This is a genomic window from Xanthomonas sp. 10-10, assembly GCF_040182365.1.
GTDB classification, from domain to species: Bacteria; Pseudomonadota; Gammaproteobacteria; order Xanthomonadales; family Xanthomonadaceae; genus Xanthomonas; species Xanthomonas arboricola_F.
Map to the genome: position 1 here is coordinate 2787890 of NZ_CP144460.1, position 19028 is coordinate 2806917.

Genomic DNA, 19028 nt, shown 5'->3' on the forward strand with positions numbered 1-19028 from the left:
TGGCGAAGGCCGCTCACTCCAGCGGCTGCAGCGTTCCATCACGCATGCGGTAATGCCGGTGCACCACACCGGCAGGCACGCTGTAGTGGGTGATCATCACCAGGCTGCGCTCGCCGAGTGCGGCGGCCAGATCCAGCAGCAAGGCGTGGGCGGTGTCCACGTCCAGGCCGTCGGTGGGTTCGTCGAGCAGCAGGATGGGAGCATCGCGCAACAGCGCGCGCGCCAGCGCGAGGCGACGTGCCTGGCCTGCGGAAAGCGTAGCGCCGTTTTCGCCCACCCAGGTGTCCAGACCACGTTGCGCGCGGGCCCAGTCGTGCAGGCGCACCTGCTCCAACGCCTGCCACATCGCCGCATCGTCGGCAGCGGCATCGCCGATGGCCAGATTCTCGCGCACGCTGCCGGCAAAAACCGGGGCGTTCTGCGGCAGCCAGGCGATGCGGCGATGCCATTGCGCCTGTGCGCAGTGACGCAGATCGATGCCGGCGTAGCGCACCTGCCCGGCCTGCGGATCCCATAGCCGCAGCAGCAATGCCGACAAGGTGCTCTTGCCGCTGCCGCTGTCGCCACTGATGGCGATGCGCTCGCCAGGCGCCAGGGTCAAATCGAGTGCGTGCAGCACCGGCCGTACGCCACCGGGCCACGCAAACGACACCTGCTGCAGTTGCAGCGTGCCAGTCCGTGGCATGTCGATGGCCTGCACGGGATCGGCGACCGACGGGGCTTGATCGACGATGACCTGCAGGCGCCGGGCAGCGACGCGCGCGCTTTGCAGCGACTGCAACGCAAGCCCGGCACCGGCCCATACCTCCAGCAGCGCCATGGTCAGAAACACCAGGCCGGCAGCCATGTCCGCTGCGATCAGCCCTCGCTCGGCGGCGTGCAGCGCAAGCCACAGCATGCCGGCCAGACCGAAGGCAGCGCAGACCGCGTGCAGCAGGTTGCCGGCGATCAGGCGACGCCGTTGCAGGCGGTCGCCCTGCCCCACGGCCGCCGCAGTGGCGTGAAGCCGATGCAGCCAGGTGCCTTGCGCATCGACCGCGGCCAGGTCGGCCGCACCTTCCAGGCCTTCGAACGCCTGCGTGCGCAATGCCGTGCGGTGCTGCGCACGCAACTGCTCGCGCTGCGCGCCGCCACGTGCGACCTGCCAGGGCACCAGCCCGCCGATCAACCCACCCAGCGCCAGCAACAACAGCGCCGCGGGCGGATAGATCAAGGCAGCGGCAACCACGCCGGCCAGCCAGATGCCGAGCAGCGCCGACAGCGGCGCCAGCGCACGCACGCTCAGGCCATCGACTTCGCCGATGTCCGACATCAGGCGCGCCAGCAGATCGCCGGTGCGCGTGGCCGACAGCCGCCCCGGCGCCAGCGGTAACGCACGACGGAAGAACCACACCCGCAGATCGCGGGCGATGCGCAAGGTGGCATCGTGGCCGATCAATTTTTCGCCATAGCGCGACACGATGCGCGCAAACGTCAACGCACGAATGCCGGCCGAAGGCGAGAAGAAATTGAAGCCGGCCCCCATGCCGGCAACGCCAGCCAATGCCGCCGCCGTGAGAAAGCTGCCGGACAGGCTCAGCAGGCCAACCCCGGCCAGCATGGTAACCAGCACCAGCAGCGCAGACAGCAACAGCCGCCAGGCGTGCCGGCGAAACACCCCGCTCAGCCGATCGTGGCGTGTGTCGTTCATGGCGCGCTCGCCGTCACGGTTGTGCCACGCAGATCGATCACCACATCGGCCCAGCGCATCACCGCGGGGCTGTGCGTTGCCAGCACCACCGCGCGGCCACGTGCAAATACGCCAAGCGTGCGCAGCAATTCGGCTTCGGTGTCCGGATCGAGAAACGCGGTGGGTTCGTCCAGTAGCAGCAGATCCGGCTCGCGCAGCAGCAGCCGCGCCAATGCCACACGCCGCGCTTCGCCACCGGACAGGCCGAAGCCGCGCTCGCCGATCAGCGTGTCCAGGCCGGCCGGCAACTGCGCGGCGAAGCGCAGCACCTGCGCGGCATCGGCCACCGCGTGCAGGCGTGCGCTGCTGGCCTGCGGATCGGCCAGCCGCAGATTGTCGGCAATGCTGCCGTGAAACAGGTACGGCCGCTGGGTGGCATAGCCCACACGCGTGCCCGGGCGCAGCACTACACTGCCCGCTTCGGCTGGCAGCCAGCCGGCAAGCCCTTCCAGCAAGGTGCTCTTGCCGCTACCGCTGGCTCCGATCACCGCCACGCGCTGCCCGGGCTGCAGGTCCAGCGAGAATTGCGTGATCACCGTGTGCGGCGCACCGGCCGGACGCAGTGCCAGAGCACGTGCCTGCAGCAACGGCGCATGCGCCTGTGCAGGCTCCAGGGCGTGTTGCGACAGCGCCGAGTCCGGCGCACTGCCATCAACATCGTCGGGGAAGCCTTCCAGCAACCGCTCGGCCTCCGTCACTGCGGCCAGCGCGTTGGCGCGGTCGTGGTAATGCGCTGCCAGACGCCGCAACGGCGCAAAGAATTCCGGCGCCAGCAGCAGGCAGAACATGCCCGCACCCAGCGACGGCAGCCCATGCAAGTCGAGCATGCCCAGATAGCTCAAACCGAAATACAAGGCCACGATCGCCACGCTCACCGAGGCGAAGAATTCCAGCACCGTGGACGACAGGAACGCGATGCGCAGCACCTTGAGCGAACGCTCGCGCACGCCCTCCGCCGCCGCGGCAATGCCGCCCAGTTCGGCCTGGCCACGGCCATACACCCGCAGCAAGCCCAGGCCCTTCAGACGGTCGGCAAAGTGCCCGCCCATCCGTGCCAGCTCGCCGAGTTGCTCGCGACCTGCAGCTTCCGCACCCCATCCCACCAGCATCATGAAAAATGGAATCAACGGCGCGGTGAGCAACAGCACCAGGCCCACCACCCAATCGACCGAAAACACCGCAATCAGGATCACCGGCGGCACCAGCATGATCTCGGTGCGTGCCAGCTGATAGCCGACGAAATACCCTTCCAGCGCATCGGTGTGCGCCAGGCTCAACTCGCCCAGTTCGCCGCTGCGTTGCCGGCGTAGCCAGAGCGGGCCGTGCTGCACCAGACGGCGCGCGATGCGGGCACGCAATTCTTGCTTGGCCGCATCGGCCACCTCGCCGGTCAGCGATTGCGCACAGCCGTTGAGCAGTGCACGCCCGAGCAGCGCGACCAGCAACCCCACGCCCACGTTGCGTAACTGCGCCAAGGCCACGTGCTGCACCAGTACCGCTTGCACCAACCATGCGATGGCCGCCGACTGCGCCAGCAACAACACCCCAGACAACGCCACCGCCACAGCGGACAGCCGACGGGCACGCGCAGCGGGTGCGGCAAGCGCATCCAGCCACTGGCCGCGTTGACGGCGCTGGGCGGGCGTTTCGCTGACTTGCACGCTGGGCTGGCTCACATGGCTCTCTTCAGGCGCTGCATCGCAGGCGATTGTAAGTCGCCACTGCCCACTGCGGGATGGACAGTGTGCCGCACCGGAGCGGGGCCGCATTGATTTGGATCAACGCGCGCGGCGCGGCGGCGGCAGATGATCCGCCATGTTCCTCACCGATACTCAACCAGGCCACCCCGCCATGATCGACTCGACAGTTGTCGAACTGTCGCGGCTGCAATTCGCAGTCACCGCGATGTACCACTTCATCTTTCCGCCGCTGACCATGGGCCTGTCGTTCCTGCTCGGCATCATGGAAAGCGTCTACGTCATGACCGGCAAGCCGATCTGGCGGCGCATGACCATGTTCTGGGGCGTATTGTTCGGCATCAACTTCGCCATGGGTGTCGGCACCGGCATCGTGATGGAGTTCGAGTTCGGCATGAACTGGTCGTACTACAGCCATTATGTCGGCGACATCTTCGGCGCGCCGCTGGCGATCGAAGGGTTGATGGCGTTCTTCCTGGAGGCGACGTTCCTGGGCCTGTTCTTCCTGGGCTGGAACCGCCTGAGCAAGCTGCAGCACCTGATCACCACCTGGCTGGTGGCCTTGGGCAGCAACTTCTCTGCGCTGTGGATCCTGATCGCCAACGGCTGGATGCAGAACCCGACCGGCGCGGTGTTCAACCCGGACACCATGCGCATGGAAGTGGTCGATTTCATGGCGGTGCTGTTCAACCCGGTGGCGCAGGCCAAGTTCGTGCATACCGTCAGCGCCGGCTACGTGCTCGGTGCGGTGTTCGTGATGTCGATCAGCGCGTTCTATCTGCTACGCGGCAAGCACACCGAGATGGCGCGCCGCTCGTTTGCGGTGGCCGCAGCCTTCGGCCTGTTGTCGTCGCTGTCGGTGGTGGTGCTCGGCGACGAAAGCGGCTACGCCGCCAACGAACACCAGAAGATGAAGCTGGCCGCGATCGAAGCGATGTGGGAGACCGAAGCCGCGCCGGCCGACTTCACCGCGTTCGGCATTCCCAACCAGCAGACCCATCGCAACGACTACGCGATCAAGATTCCGTACCTGATGGGCCTGATCGCCACGCGTTCGCTGGATCAGCCGATTCCCGGCATCCTGGAACTGGTCGGCCGTGCCGAACACCGCATCCGCGGCGGGCAGATCGCCTACGGCGCGCTGCAACGCATCCGCGCCAACAAGGACGATCTCGAAGCACGCAAGATCTTCGATGCGCATTGGCAGGATCTTGGCCACGGCCTGCTGCTCAAGCGCTATCGCGACGACATCGGCAATGCCACGCCCGAGCAGATCGCGCAGGCGGCGATGGATACGGTGCCACGTGTGCTCCCGCTGTTCTGGACGTTCCGCATCATGGCAGGCATCGGCGTGTATCTCATCGCCTTCTTCGCCATTGCGTTCTGGTTCGCGTGCAAGCACACCTTCCAGGAAAAGCGCTGGTTCCTGACCCTGGCGTTGTGGACGCTGCCGCTGCCGTGGATCGCCATCGAGTGCGGTTGGTTCGTGGCCGAGTACGGCCGCCAGCCGTGGGCGGTTGAAGGCGTGCTGCCGACCTTCTATGCCGCATCGGGTCTGGATCTGTATGAAATCGTGTTGACCCTGGTCGGCTTCACCGCGCTGTACACCACGCTGCTGGTGATCGCGATCAAGCTGTCGCTGAAGACGATCCGCAAGGGCCCGGACGCGCTGTTTCCGCCGACGCAACGCAGCCCGTCACCGAACGGCGACTCGCCCGACGCGTCCTCACCCCATGCCCCATTGAGCACCGGCGCACTGGCCGGCGGCGCACCGTAAGCCAGGAGAGACACCATGGATTTCATCTTGCTCGACTACACCACATTGCGCGTGATCTGGTGGCTGTTGCTTGGCGTATTGCTGTCCGGTTACGCGGTGATGGGCGGCTTCGATCTGGGCGTCGGTGCGCTGCTGCCGTTCGTGGCGAAAAACGATGCCGAACGTCGTCTGGTGATCAACACCGTCGGCCCGGTCTGGGAGGGCAACCAGGTATGGCTGATCCTGGGCGGTGGCGCGATCTTCGCTGCGTTCCCGCCACTGTATGCGGTGAGTTTTTCCGGATTCTATCTGGCGATGTTCGTGATTCTGTTTGCGCTGATCCTGCGGCCGGTCGGCTTCAAGTTCCGCGGCAAACTGACGGACCAACGCTGGCGCAACAGTTGGGATTGGGCATTGTTCGTCGGCGGTTTCGTTCCGGCATTGATCATGGGCGTGGCGGTTGGCAATGTCGTACTGGGTGTTCCGTTCCATTTCGACGACAGCATGCGCATCTTCTACACCGGCAATCTGTTCGGGCTGCTGACGCCGTTCGCGCTGCTCGCCGGTCTGCTCAGCGTGGCGATGCTGATCGCCCACGGCGCGGCGATGCTGGTGCTCAAGACCGATGGACCGGTGGCCGAACGCGCCGCGCGTATCGGCAGCCTCGCCGCGCTGGGTGCGGTGGCATTGTTTGCCGCAGCCGGCGTCTGGGTGGCGTTTGGCCTGCCCGGCTACGCCGTGACATCGGTGCTGGCGACCGATGCGCAGACCAATCCGCTGGCCAAGACCGCTGCACTGACGGCTAGCGGCGGCTGGCTATACAACTACGGCAGCATGCCGGCCACCTTGGTGGCGCCGCTGGTCGGCCTGCTCGGGCTTGGGATGAGCGCAGTGCTGCTGCGTGCACGACGCGGCGGGCTGGCGTTCATCGCCTCGGGCAGCGCCATCATCGGCATCGTCTTTACCGTGGGGTTTGCGCTGTTCCCGTTCCTGCTGCCGTCCTCCACTGCACCGAGTGCCAGCCTGACGCTATGGGACGCTTCCAGCAGCCGTCTCACGCTGTGGATCATGCTGCTGGCCACCACCGTGTTCATGCCGATCGTGCTGGCCTACACGGCGTGGGTGTATCGCGTGCTCCGGGGCAAGGTGACTGCCGACGAACTCTCCGCCAATCCCAATGCGTATTAGCTGACGCGGTTGCGGCGATGCCGGCATGTCGTCGCAGCTGCGCTCGCCTTCCCACTTCCTCAACGTTTTTCAGGAGCACACACGATGTGGTACTTCGCCTGGATTCTCGGCACCGGTCTGGCGGCATTGGCCGCTGTTCTCAACGGCATGTGGTTCGAGGCGCGCGAGCCCGAGCGTGCGCATCGGCCTCAGGAAAAATAATTGCGATGGATGCTTGCCGATTCCGCATTCCCTATGTAACATACGCGGCTCCTTCGGGGTGTAGCTCAGTCTGGTAGAGCGCTACGTTCGGGACGTAGAGGTCGCAGGTTCGAATCCTGTCTCCCCGACCAGTTTCAAAACACAAAACCGGCCTCGTGCCGGTTTTGTGTTTTCAGGCGCCGTCGCACGGATGTGCACGGTGCGGATGGTCTGTCATGTCTGTTGTCACTGCCGCCTCGTCCTTGTCCGCCCAATCGCGTGGGCGCGCCCTGGTGCTGGCCGCCATTTTGTTGTCCGCCTTCAACTTGCGCACGGCGGTAACGTCGTTGACCCCGTTGCTGGAACGCATTGCCGGCGAATACGGGTTCGGGGCGCCGACCATGGGCGCGCTCGGCATGTTGCCCACTGCCGCATTTGCGCTGACCGGCGTTGCAACGCCTGCGGTGCTGCGTCGCTACGGGCTGCTGCGCACCGCACTGGTATCGATGGCGCTGGCCACGCTGGGGCTGATGGTGCGACCACTGCTGCCGGGCACCGGCGGGCTGCTGACCGGTTCGCTGGTGGCGCTGGCCGGCATGGGCATGGGGAATGTGGTGCTGCCGCCGTTGGTGAAACGCTACTTCGGCGACCGCGTGGGGCGGGTCAGCACGCTGTACATCACCGTGCTGCAGGTCGGCACCCTGCTGCCGGCGTTGATGGCGGTGCCGGTGGCCGATGCGCTGGGCTGGCGCAGCTCGATGGTGGTGTGGGTGTTGCCGGCGCTGCTGGCCCTGGTGGCATGGGCGCTGGTGCAGGCCAGCCAGGGCCGCCTGCGCGCCACCGGACCGGCACCGGTCACGCCCACCTCCGAAGCCGAAGGCCGGGTCGCACGCACCGCCCTGGGCTGGAGCATGGCGATCACCTTCGGCATGACCTCGCTGGTGACCTATTCGATGTTCACCTGGCTGCCCACGCTGCTGCGCGAAGCCGGCGCCTCGCCCGCGTTCGGCGGCACCATGGTGGCGCTGTTCGCCGCGCTCGGCATGGTCGGCGCGTTGACCATGCCGGCCTTGGCAGTGCGCATGCGTAACCCGTTCCCGATCGTGTTGCTGTGCGCGGCCTGCCACCTGATTGCCTTCGCCGGGCTGTGGTGGGCACCGCTGGCGGCGCCGATCCTGTGGGTGACCTTGCTCGGCCTGGGGCCCAGCACCTTCCCGCTGGCGCTGGTGCTGGTCAACCAGCGCAGCCGCACGGCCGCCGGGTCGGCCGCGCTCTCCGGGTTCTCGCAGGGCATGGGCTATGCGGTGAGTTGCCTGGGACCGTTTCTGTTCGGCTGGCTGCATGCGCACAGCGGCGGCTGGAGCTCGCCGTTCGTGTTTCTGGTGATCTGCATCGTGGTGCAGCTGGGCGCCGCCTGGGTGGTGTGCCGCCCGCAGTTGCTGGAAGACGTGTGGGCGCCGCCGGCGCGCGGCGCCCGTGGGCTCAACGCACCGGCAGACTGATGTAGCTGGGCTGCTCCGGCGTCACGTAAACGCGCTGGGTAGCCTTTTGATAATCGCCCGGCTTGGCGAAGAAGATATTCGGCACGTAGGTTTGCGGGTTGCGGTCGTAGAGCGGGAACAGGCTGGATTGCACCTGCACCATCACCCGGTGGCCTTTCTGGAAGGTGTGGTTGGCGGTGGGCAGGCCGAATTCGAACGCCAGCGGCTGATTGGACGCCAGCGGCTTGGGCGCGCTGAAACTCTCGCGATAGCGGCCGCGGAAGATCGCCAGCGAGACCGGCAACTCGTAGCCACCCATCTTGGGGGTGGACGCCATCTCGTCCGGGTACACGTCGATCAGCTTGACCACCCAGTCGCTGTCGCTGCCGCTGGTGGAGGCCTGCAGATGCACATCGGGCGCACCGGCGATCTGCAACGGCTCGGTCAGCGGCTCGGTGACGAAGGTCAGCACATCCGGGCGTCCGTCCACAAAGCGTTGGTCGTGGACCAGCCAGGTGGTCCACATGCTGCGGTCGGCAAAATCCACCGGGCGCGGTGCGAACGGCACCGGCTTGGCTGGATCGGAAACGTATTCTTCAAACGCGCCCTGCCCTGCAGCGGGCTTGTCGAAGGACAGCTTGCCGCCGGCCTGCAGATACAGCGGTTTGCTCGCCGACGCACAGCCCTTGGCGCAACTGCGCGGCCAGGACTGCAGGCGATCCCAGCGGTTCTCGCCGGTGTCGTAGATGAACACCGGCGGCGTGCTCGCCTTGGGCGCGCCATCGACCAGGTATTGATCGAAGAACGGGCGCAGCACATCGCGACGAAACTGACGCGCGGTGTCGCCATCGAAATTCAATGCGCCCAGGGAGCTGCCGTCGTAGTTCACCTGGCTGTGCCGCCATGGCCCCATCACCAGATAGTTGAGCGTGTTGCGCTTGTCGCGCGGCTCCATCGCCGCGTAGCTGTGGATCGCGCCCCACATGTCTTCCTGGTCCCACAGCCCCTGCAGCCACATCGTGGGCACCTTGAGCGGCGTGCGCGCCATCACCTTGTCCAGCGCCTGCTCCTGCCAAAACGCATCGTACGCCACGTGTTCGGTGAGCTTGTGCCACCACGGCAACTGCTCCAGCCCGGCGGCCTTGGCGAAGTCCCCGGCCGAGCCGGCCTGCAGGAAATTGCTGTAATCGTCCTGCCCCTGGCGCGGGATGCCGGCGCCCTTGCCGCGCTTGCTGAGCTGGCCGGTGAAGTAGTCGAAGTTGACCTGGCGGAACGCGCCGTAGTTGAACCAGTCGTCGCCCATCCAGCCATCGATCATCGGGCTTTCCGGCGCGGCCACCTTCAACGCCGGATGCGGGTTGGTCAGTGCCATCACCACGGTGAAGCCTTCGTAGGACGAGCCGATCATGCCGACCTTGCCGTTGGATTCGGTCACGTTCTTGACCAGCCAGTCGATGGTGTCCCACGCATCGGTGGCGTGGTCCACGTCGCCGGGATTGAGCGCGCCGCGCAGCGGGCGGGTCATCACGTAGTCGCCCTCGGAGCCGTACTTGCCGCGTACGTCCTGGAACACGCGGATGTAGCCGCCTTCCACGAAGACGTCGTCGCCGGGCGGCAGCAGGTCCTTCATATGCGGCGAGGCCAGGCGCTCGCTACGGCCGCTGGCGTCGTATGGCGTGCGCGTCAGCACCATCGGCGCGTTGCGTGCGCCCTTGGGCACCACGATCACGGTGTGCAGCTTCACGCCATCGCGCATCGGAATCATGACCTCGCGCTTGACGTAGTCGTTGGCAGCCTCGCTTGCCACGAACGGCTTGCCGGTGATGTCCGGCGTCATCGGCGAGGTCTGGGCGAAGGCACTGCCGGTGGCGGCGGCAATGGCGGTGGCGAGCAGGCAGACAGCAAGGCGGCGCATCGACGACTCCGGAACGGGCGGGGCAATCGACGACTGTAGTGAGGCCACAGGCTGCCGGGGGAGTGTCAAAGGTCGTGGTCGGCGGGTTGGACGTGCGCTGAGTGGCTGCGGATACGGCGGGGTGTGGGCACGGTTTGCACGCACGGTGGCTGCGGACAATGGCGCAGGCAGGGCTGCGTCAGTTCGCGACGCCACGCCTCCACCACCAGGGGCGCGGCAGCGCTGCTTCAGCAGGCAAAGGATCGCTGGCGGGCCGCCACGGTCCTGGTCGGCCGCGTGCCGATCAGTGACGCACCTGGCCTTCGCCACGCACCACAAAGCGCTCCACGGTCAGCGCTTCCAACCCCATCGGGCCATACGAATGCAGGCGCGTGGTCGAGATACCGATCTCCGCGCCCAGGCCGAGCTCGCCACCATCGGAGAAGCGCGAGGAAGCGTTGACCATCACCACCGCCGAACGTAGTGCATGCACGAAACGCTCGGCGTTTGCGGCGTCCTCGGTGGCGATCACTTCGGTATGGTCCGAGCCGTACTGGCGAATGTGGGCCAGTGCGGTGTCAAGATCCGGCACGATTCGGATCGCCAGGATCAGATCCAGATACTCTGCGGCATAGTCGTCGTCGCTGGCAGGCGCGATCTCGGGCACCATCGCACGCGTTGCCGCGTCGCCACGCAGCTCCACGTTGCGCGCACGCAGCGCAGCGGCTGCCAGCGGCAGGAAGCGCTCGGCGATGTCTGCATGCACCAACAGCGTTTCCAGCGAATTGCAGGCCGATGGCCGGCTCGCCTTGCCGTCGACCAACAGGCGCACGGCACGCTCCACATCGGCCGAGGCATCCACAAACAGATGGCACACGCCCTTGTAATGCTTGATCACCGGCACGCGCGCGTGTTCGGCGACAAAGCGGATGAGCCCTTCCCCACCACGCGGAATCGCCAGGTCGATGATGTCGCTGAGCTGCAGCAGCTCCAGCATGGTCTCGCGACGCAGATCCTCGACCAGCGTCAAAGCCGCTTCCGGCACACCCGCCGCACGCAATGCACCCTGCAATGCGCGCGCAATTGCGGTGTTGGAATGGATCGCCTCGGAGCCGCCACGCAGGATCACGCCATTGCCGGCCTTGATGCACAGCGCGGCCGCATCGGCGGTGACGTTGGGACGGGCCTCGTAGATCATCGCAATCACCCCCAGCGGCACGCGCACCTTCTGCACGCGGATGCCGTTGGGGCGCGTGTCGTCGCGTGTGACCTGACCGACCGGGTCCGGCAACTGCGCCACCTCGCGCAATGCCGCCGCGATGCCGGCCAGGCGCACCTGGTCCAGCGCCAGCCGGTCGAGCATGGCTGTGCCGGTGCCTTTGGCGCGAGCGGCTTCAAGATCGCGCGCGTTTGCGGCAAGGATCAACGCGGCATCGGCTTCCAGTGCGGCAGCCATCGCGTCGAGCAGATCCTGCTTGGCCTGCGCGGAAAGTTGCGAGAGCACCTGCGCGGCCTCCCGGCACTGCAGGGCCAGCATTTTCATTTCGGACATGGTGGGAACGTTCGGCCGTCGAGACTGCAGCAGAAAGTAGCGCAAAGCATCGCGGAGAGCCAAAGCGGTCGCGCTTGCAACGATCTCTCGGCGCGCCGCTGCCGCAGCGCAGACGACTGGATCAGGGCGCGTGCGTGCAACGCGCTGGCTCCCGGACGAGCATGGGTAGCGCGTCGCGCTTGCGATGCGCTACAGCACCACCAGGTCGTCGCGATGCACCACGTTCTCCCCATAGCTGTACCCGAGCACGGACTCGATCTCGCGCGAATGGCGGCAGGCAATACGGCGGATATCCACTGCCGAATACTGGCTGACGCCGCGCGCCAGGCAGCGCTCGCCGCTGTCGTCGCGCAGACGGATCTCCACCATGTCGCCACGCCTGAAGTCGCCCTCGGCCCCGGCCACGCCGCCAGGCAACAACGATGCGCCCTTCTCGCTCAGCGCGGTCGCCGCGCCGGCATCGATCAGGATGGCACCGGCTTCCACCGGCGCATGCCGCAACCAGTACTTGCGCGCCGCAATCCGCGTGCGCGCGGCATGGATGCGCGTCCCGCATAGGCGATCCTGCGCCAGCCCGCGTACCACCTCGCTGCTGCGGCCATTGAACAGATAGGTCTCGATGCCCGCGGCGCCGGCCTTGGCGGCAGCTTCCAGCTTGGTGCGCATGCCGCCGGTGCCCACGCTGCTGCCGCTGCCGCCGGCCATCGCCATCACCTGCGGCGTGAGATCGGGGACATCGTCGAGCGGCCGCGCCAACGGGTTGCTGCGCGGGTCGGCGCTGTACAGGCCGTCGATATCGGTGGCGATGAACAAGGCATCGGCATCGACCAATGCGGCGACGATCGCCGCCAGATTGTCGTTATCGCCCAGCTTGAGCTCGTCCACCGATACGGTGTCGTTTTCGTTGACCACCGGCAGCGCGCCAAGCCGCAACAACTCGCCCAAGGTAGCGCGTGCATTGAGATAACGGCGACGGTTGCGCAGGTCGTCGTGGGTCAGCAACACCTGCGCCACCGGGCGCTCGAAAAAGCGTTGCCAGAGCGCGATCAATTGCGCCTGCCCCAGCGCAGCCAGCGCCTGCCGCGCGGCGATCGGCGCGCCGGCCTCGGCAGCTTTGGGCAGGATTGCCCGGCCGGCCGCCACCGCGCCCGACGACACGATCACCAGCTCCCGCCCGGCGGCCAGATTGGCCGACACGAACTGCGCCAGGCCCAGCGCAAAGCGGGGCGACAGGCCACCACCGTCTGCGGCCAGCAGGCTGCTGCCGACCTTGAGCACCGCACGCCGCCACGGCGGCAGCGCTTGCTCGGTGAACGGCGAGGTGTTCGCAGGCGTGGTCATCGTGGCGAAATGCTCAGTGCGTCTTCCATTCGTGGACGGTCAGCGTGGAGGCATCGCGCAGCACCAGCGGATCGCGTGCCACGATCTGCTGCGCCTGCTCCAGGCTGTCCACGTTGACCAGCACGTAGGCGCCGCCGCTGCCGTCGCTGAAGCCGCCGGTCAGTTCCAGCTGCCCGGCCGCCCGCAGCGTATCGAGAAATGCGCGATGCGCCTCCACCACATCCGCCGGAAAGTGCGGTTTGCGCATCGCCAGCACCAGATAGCGCATCGACATCAGCCGGCCTCCTTGTCGGGTGTTGCCTCGCTACGACCGAACGGGGTGGAAATCACCAGGAAGCGCGCTTCCATCGCGGACAGGTTATGCATCTGATGGGTGGAACCGGGCGGCACATGCAAGCCCTGCCCCACGCGCAACACATGCTGTGCGCCGTCCAGCTGCAGCATCACCTCGCCGGCCAGCACATAGAAGAAATGCCGCGCGCGACTATGCCGATGGCGCAACTCTGCAGCGCCTGGCGGCATGTGTTCCTCGAGCACGCTCAAGTTGGGGTCGCGCAACAGGTGCCAGCCGTGGCTGGCTTCGCCCCAGGGGTAATGTTCGGCGGTGTCGGTGCTGATCATGGCCATCAGACCAGGGCCTCCCATCGGGCACGCAGCACGTCCAGCTGCAGGTCCGCTGCGGCACCTGGCGAGACACGTGCAGCCAGGCTGCCTTCCGGCGTGCGCCCCTGCCCTGCGGTTTCCGATGCTTCCGCTGCAGCCTTGTAGGCATCGCGGAACGGGACGCCGGCCACGGCCGCTTCCACTGCCACGTCGGTGGCGTACATGCCCGAGTCGATCGCCGCATGCAGCTTGTCCCGGCGCCATTCCAGATTGGCGAGCAGCGCCGGCAACAGTTCCAGCGCGGCCAGGCCACGGCCGAAACCGTGCACGATGGCGCCCTTGCTGCTCTGCAGATCGCGGTGGTAACCGGACGGCAGCGACAGCAGCTGTTCGATCTCGGTCCGCGCGGCCGCCACGCTGGCATGGGTGGCGCGCATCAGTTCGATGACATCGGGGTTGCGCTTGTTGGGCATGATCGAGCTGCCGGTGGTGTACTGCGCCGGCAACGCGACAAACGCGAATTCGCCGCTGGTGAACAGCGACAGATCCCAGGCGATACGCCGCAAGTCCAGGGTGGCGCTGCCAAGCGCCTCGAGTGCGGCCAGCTCGTACTTGCCGCGCGACAGTTGCGCGTAGATCGGCGAGACCTGCAGACGTGCAAAACCGAGCTCGGCGGTGGTGTGCGCGCGGTCCAGCGGCAGATTTACGCCGTAGCCGGCAGCGGTGCCGAGCGGGTTGCTGTCCACCAGGTGCAAGGTGTCGGTCGCGCGCACGGCATTATCGATAAACGCTTCTGCCCAGCCGGCCCACCACATGCCCGCCGACGACACCACCGCACGCTGGATATGCGTGTAACCCGGCACCGGCAACGCGGCTTCGGCCTGCGCGCGATCCAGCGCCACCTTGGCGATCTCGCCGCTGAGCTCGGCCACGCGCCGCAGTTTGTCCTTCAACCATAGCCGCGTTGCGACCAGGATCTGATCGTTGCGACTGCGTCCGGTGTGGATCTTGCGGCCGGCATCGCCCAGGCGCTCGGTCAGGCGTGCTTCGATCGCCGAATGGCAATCTTCGTACTGGGCATCGAGCACGAATGCGCCGCTACGGAAATCGTCCGCCAACAGATCGAGTTGTTCGCTCAGGCCGCCCAGCTCCTGCAACGACAGGATGCCGATGTGCTGCAGCCCCTGTGCATGCGCCTTGCTGGCCGCGATGTCGTGCAGGAAGAACTCGCGATCCAGGATCACATCGTCGCCGGCCAGGAAGGTCTGGATTTTGGCGTCAACCGCAACACCGGGTTTTTGCCACAACAGATTGGTCATCGGAAAGCGTCTCGAAGTAAAGCATCAGGTTAAATCCCCGCACATGGATGCGCGGGCTTCTGCGAGGGACTCGCATCTTTGAATCCCCGCACATGGCGGTGCAGGCTTCTGCGAGGGACTCGCATCAACAAATCGCGGTTAATTCGTCCCAGCCCAATGCCAGGTTGAGGTTCTGCATCGCCTGGGTCGCCGCGCCCTTGAGCAGGTTGTCCAGCGTCGCCACCACCACCACCCGCTTGTTGCCGGGCGCCAGGGTGATGCCGCCGATCTGCACGCCGTGCTTGCCGGCAATGCGGCTCACCCACGGCGCCTCGTCGACAAGCTCGACCAGCGGCTCGCCCGCATACCGCTGCGCATAGCGCGCCTGGATCTGCTCGCGTGTCAGCGCTTGCTGCAGCCACAGGTTGACGGTCATGGTGATGCCACGGAAATGCGGCGCCACGTGCGGCATGAACTCCACCGGCACGCCAAGCTGCGCCGACACTTCGCGCTCGTGCATGTGGTTGGTCAGCGCATACGGCATCAGGTTATCGGCGAGCAGCTCGGGGTTGTTCTTGTCCGACGGCGTGGTGCCCGCACCGGAATAGCCGGACACGCCAAAGCATTGCGGCGGGCCGGCCAGCTGATCCAGCAAGGGGGTGATCGCCAGCTGCATCGCGGTGGCATAGCAGCCAGGGTTGCTGATACGGCGCTGCCCCGCATACCTGCCACGGGTGAGCTCGGGCAAGCCGTAATACCACGCCGGGTCGAAACGATAGTCCGCCGACAGATCGATCAGCAGCGTCTGCGGCCGGCTCGCGTCGATTGCGGCAACGAACGGCTCGGCCTTGCCGTTGGGCAGCGCCAGGATCACCACGTCGGCGGCCTTGGCGGCCACCGCGTCGGCGTCCAGGCTTTCGAACCGCAGATCGCCGCGATACCCGTCGTTGTGGTCGGCCACGGCCTGCCCGGCCAGTTCGCGCGATGACACGAACACCAACTGCAGGTGCGGATGCGCCGCCACCAGCTTGATCAATTCCGAACCGGTATGCCCGCGGGCGCCAACGATGCCGATGGTTGTTGCTTGAGCACTCATGCGTTTGCTTCCAGGCGGAACTGCAGGTGGCGTTTCACCCCCGCCCATTCCGTATCGATGATGGAGAACATCACGGTATCGCGCGGCGTACCGTCGGCGTGGCGGGTGTGATTGCGCAGTACGCCGTCCTGCTTTGCGCCCAGCCGCGCGATCGCCGCGCGCGAGGTGTGATTGAACCAGCTGGTCTCGAACACCACGCTCAGGCAGCCCAGCGTTTCGAAGGCGTACTGCAGCAGCATCAGCTTGGCTTCGGTATTGACGCCGCTGCGCTGCACGCGCGGCGCGTACCAGGTGTAGCCGATCGACAGCTTGGGCACTGTCGCATCCAGCCCGTAATAGCGTGTGCAGCCGACGACCTCACCGGCCGCATCGCGCACCGCCAGCGGCAGTGCCGTGCCCTCGGCGCGGGCCGCCATTGCCGCCGCGAGGTAGGCATCGACCTGGGCCGGTGCCGGCACCCCGGTGTACCACAGGTGCGACAGCGCACCGTCGCCCAGTGCCGCGCGCAGACCATCGGCATGCGCTGGCTGCAGCGGCTCCAGGGTTGCGTGCTGCCCGCGCAAGACGGGCATCTGGCTCCAGGCCGAGGGCAAGGCGATGGGCGTCATTATGCTCAGCCCAGCAGCGTCGGCTGGCGCGTCGCACAATGCGCCACGCAGTGCTGGATCTGCTCGAAAGTCTCCAGCCCGTACCAGAACACCTTCCACTTTTCCTGCTTGATGCAGCCGTCGGATTCGGCGTAGTAGAAGATGTTGACCTGGTTGTTGTGACGCGAGCGCCAGAACAGCTGCGGAGTTTCCTCGCGCATCACGTTCCACACTGCGCGGCCCAGGCCCTCGCCCTGCGCATCGTCGAGCACGGCAAACTTGTCCAGATAGATCAGCGCGCTTGCACCCAGCATGCCTTCGTCGGTGAGGATCACCGCGGCGCGATAGTTCTCGCTGACATAGGCACGCAACAACTTGGTGTTGCTGAAGTAATCCGGCACCAGCGTGCGGCCGAAGCTGGATTCGATCAGCGACTTCAGGCGAGGCAGATCCAGTTCGTCCCAGGAGGTCGCGCGTAACACGCGCTCGCCACGCCGCACCAGCGTGCCCGAGCCCTTGTGGGTGAACAACTCTTTGGCCAGGTCTGCCGGCCGGGTGATCGACACCGACGATTCCAGCGGCAGCCGGTCGAGCAGATCCTTGATCTGTTCGATCTTGACCCGCATGCCGCCGTTGATCCACGGCTGCTGCATCAGATGATCGTATTCGGTGGACAGGTTGATCGAATCGATCAGCTTGCCGTCGGCATCCAGCAAACCGCCGGTACCGGTGAGGAAGATGATCTTGTACGGCTGCAGCTCCTGCACCAGTTCGTTGGCGGCGAAATCCGCATTGACGTTGAGGATCTGCCCACTCGGCGTTTCGCCCAGGCTGGTGATCACCGGGATCGAGCCGGCCTGCAGGCTGGCTTCGATCGGCGCCAGATTCACCGCCTTGACCTCGCCGACCAGCCCATAGGTGTCACGGTCCAGATACTGCGCTTCGAACACGCCGCCGGTGATCGATGTGGCACGCGCACCGTTCTGCTGCAGCGCTTCCACCAGCTTGAGGTTGGAGGCCTGGAACACCTTGCGCACGATCGCCAGCGCTTCCGGCGACGTCACCCGCAAGCCGTTGACGGTCTGTTTTTCGATGCCCGCTGCAGACAGCTCCGCATCCAGCTGCGGGCCGGCGCCATGCAGCACGATCGGGGTCAGGCCCACCTCCTGCAGGAACGACAGCGACGAGGTCAGCGCGTCCAGGTCGTCGCGCAGCACCGCGCCGCCCACCTTGACCACCGCAAAGCGCTTGGCGTCCAGCTGCGAAAAACGCTTGAGGTACTGGCTGATTTCCTTGGCGCTGGCCATGCTCGAAAGCAGGCGCACGATGGTCTGGCGGGTCTGTTTGTGGGGCTGTGCGGAGAGGGACATTGCGGTGATCGATAGGAGGAATGGCCGCGCCAGGCGCGGAACGCGGCGTCAGTGCGCGCCGTTGATGATGCGGTGTACCGAGTCGGCATAGCGCTGCAGTTGCTCCAGCGTCACGAATTCGTCGGCGGTATGCGCCTGGGCGATATCGCCCGGGCCATAGACCAGCGCGGTATAGCCGCCGGCGGAAAACAGCGAGGCTTCGGTCCAGAAATCCACCGCGTTGCCGATCGGCAGGTCCAGCGCATCGGCCACATCGCGTGCGGCCAGGCGGCGTTCCTCCGCACGTGCGATGTCACCCGACGGCAGGCTCGGCCCGCGAAAGGTTTCTTCGAAATGCGCTGCCACGGGATCGGCAAAGCCGGCAAACGTGGCCAGCAAGCCGTCCACGTCCATCGACGGCAGCGGACGAAAGCCAAACCGTAGCTCCGCCGCCGGCGCGATCATGTTGGCCTTGATGCCACCGTCGACGCGGCCGATGTTGAAGCGCAAACCGGTCAGGCCGCCGAAGCGCGCATGCGCCAGCGACTCGACATGGTCCAGCGCCTTGCCGCCCCAGCGCATCGCCTGGTGCAAGGCACTGGCGGACGGATCCTGCTTGCCCGATGCGTGCCCGGCACGGCCGGCAAAGCGCATCAGCACCGAACTGATGCCGCGATGCGCCAGCACTGCCTCGCTCATGGTCGGCTCGGCCACCAGCACCGCCTCGTAGGGCAAACCACGCGCCAGAAACGCAGCGATGCAGCGCGGGTCGTTGGCCTCTTCGTCGGAGGAAAACAGGAACGCGGCATCGCCATCGCCGGCATTGGCCGCTGCCACCAACGCCGCCGCCGCGCCCTTGATATCGCACACCCCCAGACCGATCACCTGGTCCTCGTTACGCCGCATCACGTGCGGATCGGCACTCCAGTGCGGCGAATCCGGCACCGTGTCCAGATGCACGTTGAACAGATACCTGGGAGTTCCGCGCACAGCATACAGGCTCACTGCACCGGCGCCGTGGTCGATCACCTCGACCTGGAAACCGGGCAGCTGCGCGCGCAGGTAGTCGAAGATGCCGCCCTCGGCAGCGATCGCCCGCGGCGGATTGCGGGTGTCGAAGGACACCAGCTTCTGCAGATGCGTCAGTGTGTTGTCGAGCAGTGTGGTCATTGATCGCGTCTTATTGCGTCGGGTCGCGTGTGGTTGGTCTTTCTAGCGCCCATCTAGCCGCTTCCACGCCTGCAGGGGAAGCGGCCCGAGAGGGCAGATGGGGCATG

Annotated in this window: 16 protein-coding genes and 1 tRNA gene; 5 read left to right on the forward strand and 12 right to left on the reverse strand. The window is 66.2% G+C overall.

Going from position 1 to position 19028, the window contains the following annotated elements:
• Window positions 1-13: 13 nt before the first annotated feature.
• Window positions 14-1690: a thiol reductant ABC exporter subunit CydC gene (cydC, locus tag VZ068_RS11765; protein WP_349655405.1), complete on the reverse strand. Its 1677-nt coding sequence runs from the start codon at window positions 1688-1690 to the stop codon at window positions 14-16.
• Window positions 1687-3498, reverse strand: coding sequence for a thiol reductant ABC exporter subunit CydD (gene cydD / locus VZ068_RS11770; protein ID WP_349655406.1), 1812 nt, complete (start codon window positions 3496-3498; stop codon window positions 1687-1689). The genes cydC and cydD overlap by 4 nt, the downstream gene beginning before the upstream one ends.
• An 82-nt stretch (window positions 3499-3580) precedes the next feature.
• Between cydD and VZ068_RS11775 the strand changes: the two genes are divergently transcribed.
• The 5 genes from VZ068_RS11775 (at window position 3581) to VZ068_RS11795 (ending at window position 8052) form a co-directional block, all read left to right on the forward strand.
• The gene (locus VZ068_RS11775) at window positions 3581-5203 is read left to right on the forward strand and encodes a cytochrome ubiquinol oxidase subunit I (protein ID WP_349655407.1); all 1623 of its coding nucleotides are present in this window, start codon (window positions 3581-3583) and stop codon (window positions 5201-5203) included.
• Between the two features lie 15 nt (window positions 5204-5218).
• Complete coding sequence (gene cydB / locus VZ068_RS11780) at window positions 5219-6370, forward strand: cytochrome d ubiquinol oxidase subunit II (protein WP_349655408.1); 1152 nt, start codon at window positions 5219-5221, stop codon at window positions 6368-6370.
• A gap of 84 nt (window positions 6371-6454) precedes the next feature.
• Window positions 6455-6571 (forward strand): cytochrome bd-I oxidase subunit CydX, encoded by a 117-nt coding sequence (gene cydX / locus VZ068_RS11785; protein WP_055852095.1) that lies wholly within the window; start codon window positions 6455-6457, stop codon window positions 6569-6571.
• 54 nt (window positions 6572-6625) lie between these two features.
• A tRNA-Pro gene (locus tag VZ068_RS11790) sits at window positions 6626-6702 on the forward strand.
• 84 nt (window positions 6703-6786) lie between these two features.
• The gene (locus tag VZ068_RS11795) at window positions 6787-8052 is read left to right on the forward strand and encodes an MFS transporter (protein WP_349655409.1); all 1266 of its coding nucleotides are present in this window, start codon (window positions 6787-6789) and stop codon (window positions 8050-8052) included.
• Here the strand turns inward: VZ068_RS11795 and VZ068_RS11800 are convergent.
• The 10 genes from VZ068_RS11800 to VZ068_RS11845 all read right to left on the reverse strand — a co-directional run bounded on the left by VZ068_RS11800 (window position 8033) and on the right by VZ068_RS11845 (window position 18921).
• Window positions 8033-9946 (reverse strand): CocE/NonD family hydrolase, encoded by a 1914-nt coding sequence (locus tag VZ068_RS11800; protein ID WP_349655410.1) that lies wholly within the window; start codon window positions 9944-9946, stop codon window positions 8033-8035. The two genes, VZ068_RS11795 and VZ068_RS11800, sit on opposite strands and share 20 nt — an antisense overlap.
• Window positions 9947-10229: 283 nt before the next feature.
• Window positions 10230-11477, reverse strand: coding sequence for a glutamate-5-semialdehyde dehydrogenase (locus VZ068_RS11805; protein WP_349655411.1), 1248 nt, complete (start codon window positions 11475-11477; stop codon window positions 10230-10232).
• Between the two features lie 189 nt (window positions 11478-11666).
• On the reverse strand, window positions 11667-12818 hold the full coding sequence (gene proB / locus VZ068_RS11810; RefSeq protein ID WP_259150598.1) for a glutamate 5-kinase: 1152 nt from the start codon (window positions 12816-12818) through the stop codon (window positions 11667-11669).
• A gap of 13 nt (window positions 12819-12831) precedes the next feature.
• Window positions 12832-13092: a YciI family protein gene (locus VZ068_RS11815; protein WP_259150599.1), complete on the reverse strand. Its 261-nt coding sequence runs from the start codon at window positions 13090-13092 to the stop codon at window positions 12832-12834.
• Window positions 13092-13445, reverse strand: a complete 354-nt coding sequence (locus VZ068_RS11820) for a cupin domain-containing protein (RefSeq protein WP_259150600.1) — start codon at window positions 13443-13445, stop codon at window positions 13092-13094. The genes VZ068_RS11815 and VZ068_RS11820 overlap by 1 nt, the downstream gene beginning before the upstream one ends.
• Window positions 13445-14740, reverse strand: a complete 1296-nt coding sequence (locus tag VZ068_RS11825) for an argininosuccinate lyase (RefSeq protein ID WP_259160675.1) — start codon at window positions 14738-14740, stop codon at window positions 13445-13447. The genes VZ068_RS11820 and VZ068_RS11825 overlap by 1 nt, the downstream gene beginning before the upstream one ends.
• Window positions 14741-14864: 124 nt before the next feature.
• The gene (gene argC / locus VZ068_RS11830; RefSeq protein WP_259160677.1) at window positions 14865-15815 is read right to left on the reverse strand and encodes an N-acetyl-gamma-glutamyl-phosphate reductase; all 951 of its coding nucleotides are present in this window, start codon (window positions 15813-15815) and stop codon (window positions 14865-14867) included.
• A complete protein-coding gene (locus VZ068_RS11835; protein ID WP_349655412.1) occupies window positions 15812-16423 on the reverse strand; it encodes a GNAT family protein in 612 nt (203 codons plus the stop codon). Before VZ068_RS11835 ends, argC begins: the two co-directional genes overlap by 4 nt.
• A 5-nt stretch (window positions 16424-16428) precedes the next feature.
• Window positions 16429-17772, reverse strand: a complete 1344-nt coding sequence (locus tag VZ068_RS11840) for an acetylglutamate kinase (RefSeq protein WP_349655413.1) — start codon at window positions 17770-17772, stop codon at window positions 16429-16431.
• A gap of 48 nt (window positions 17773-17820) precedes the next feature.
• A complete protein-coding gene (locus VZ068_RS11845) occupies window positions 17821-18921 on the reverse strand; it encodes an acetylornithine deacetylase (RefSeq protein WP_349655414.1) in 1101 nt (366 codons plus the stop codon).
• Window positions 18922-19028 lie beyond the last annotated feature (107 nt).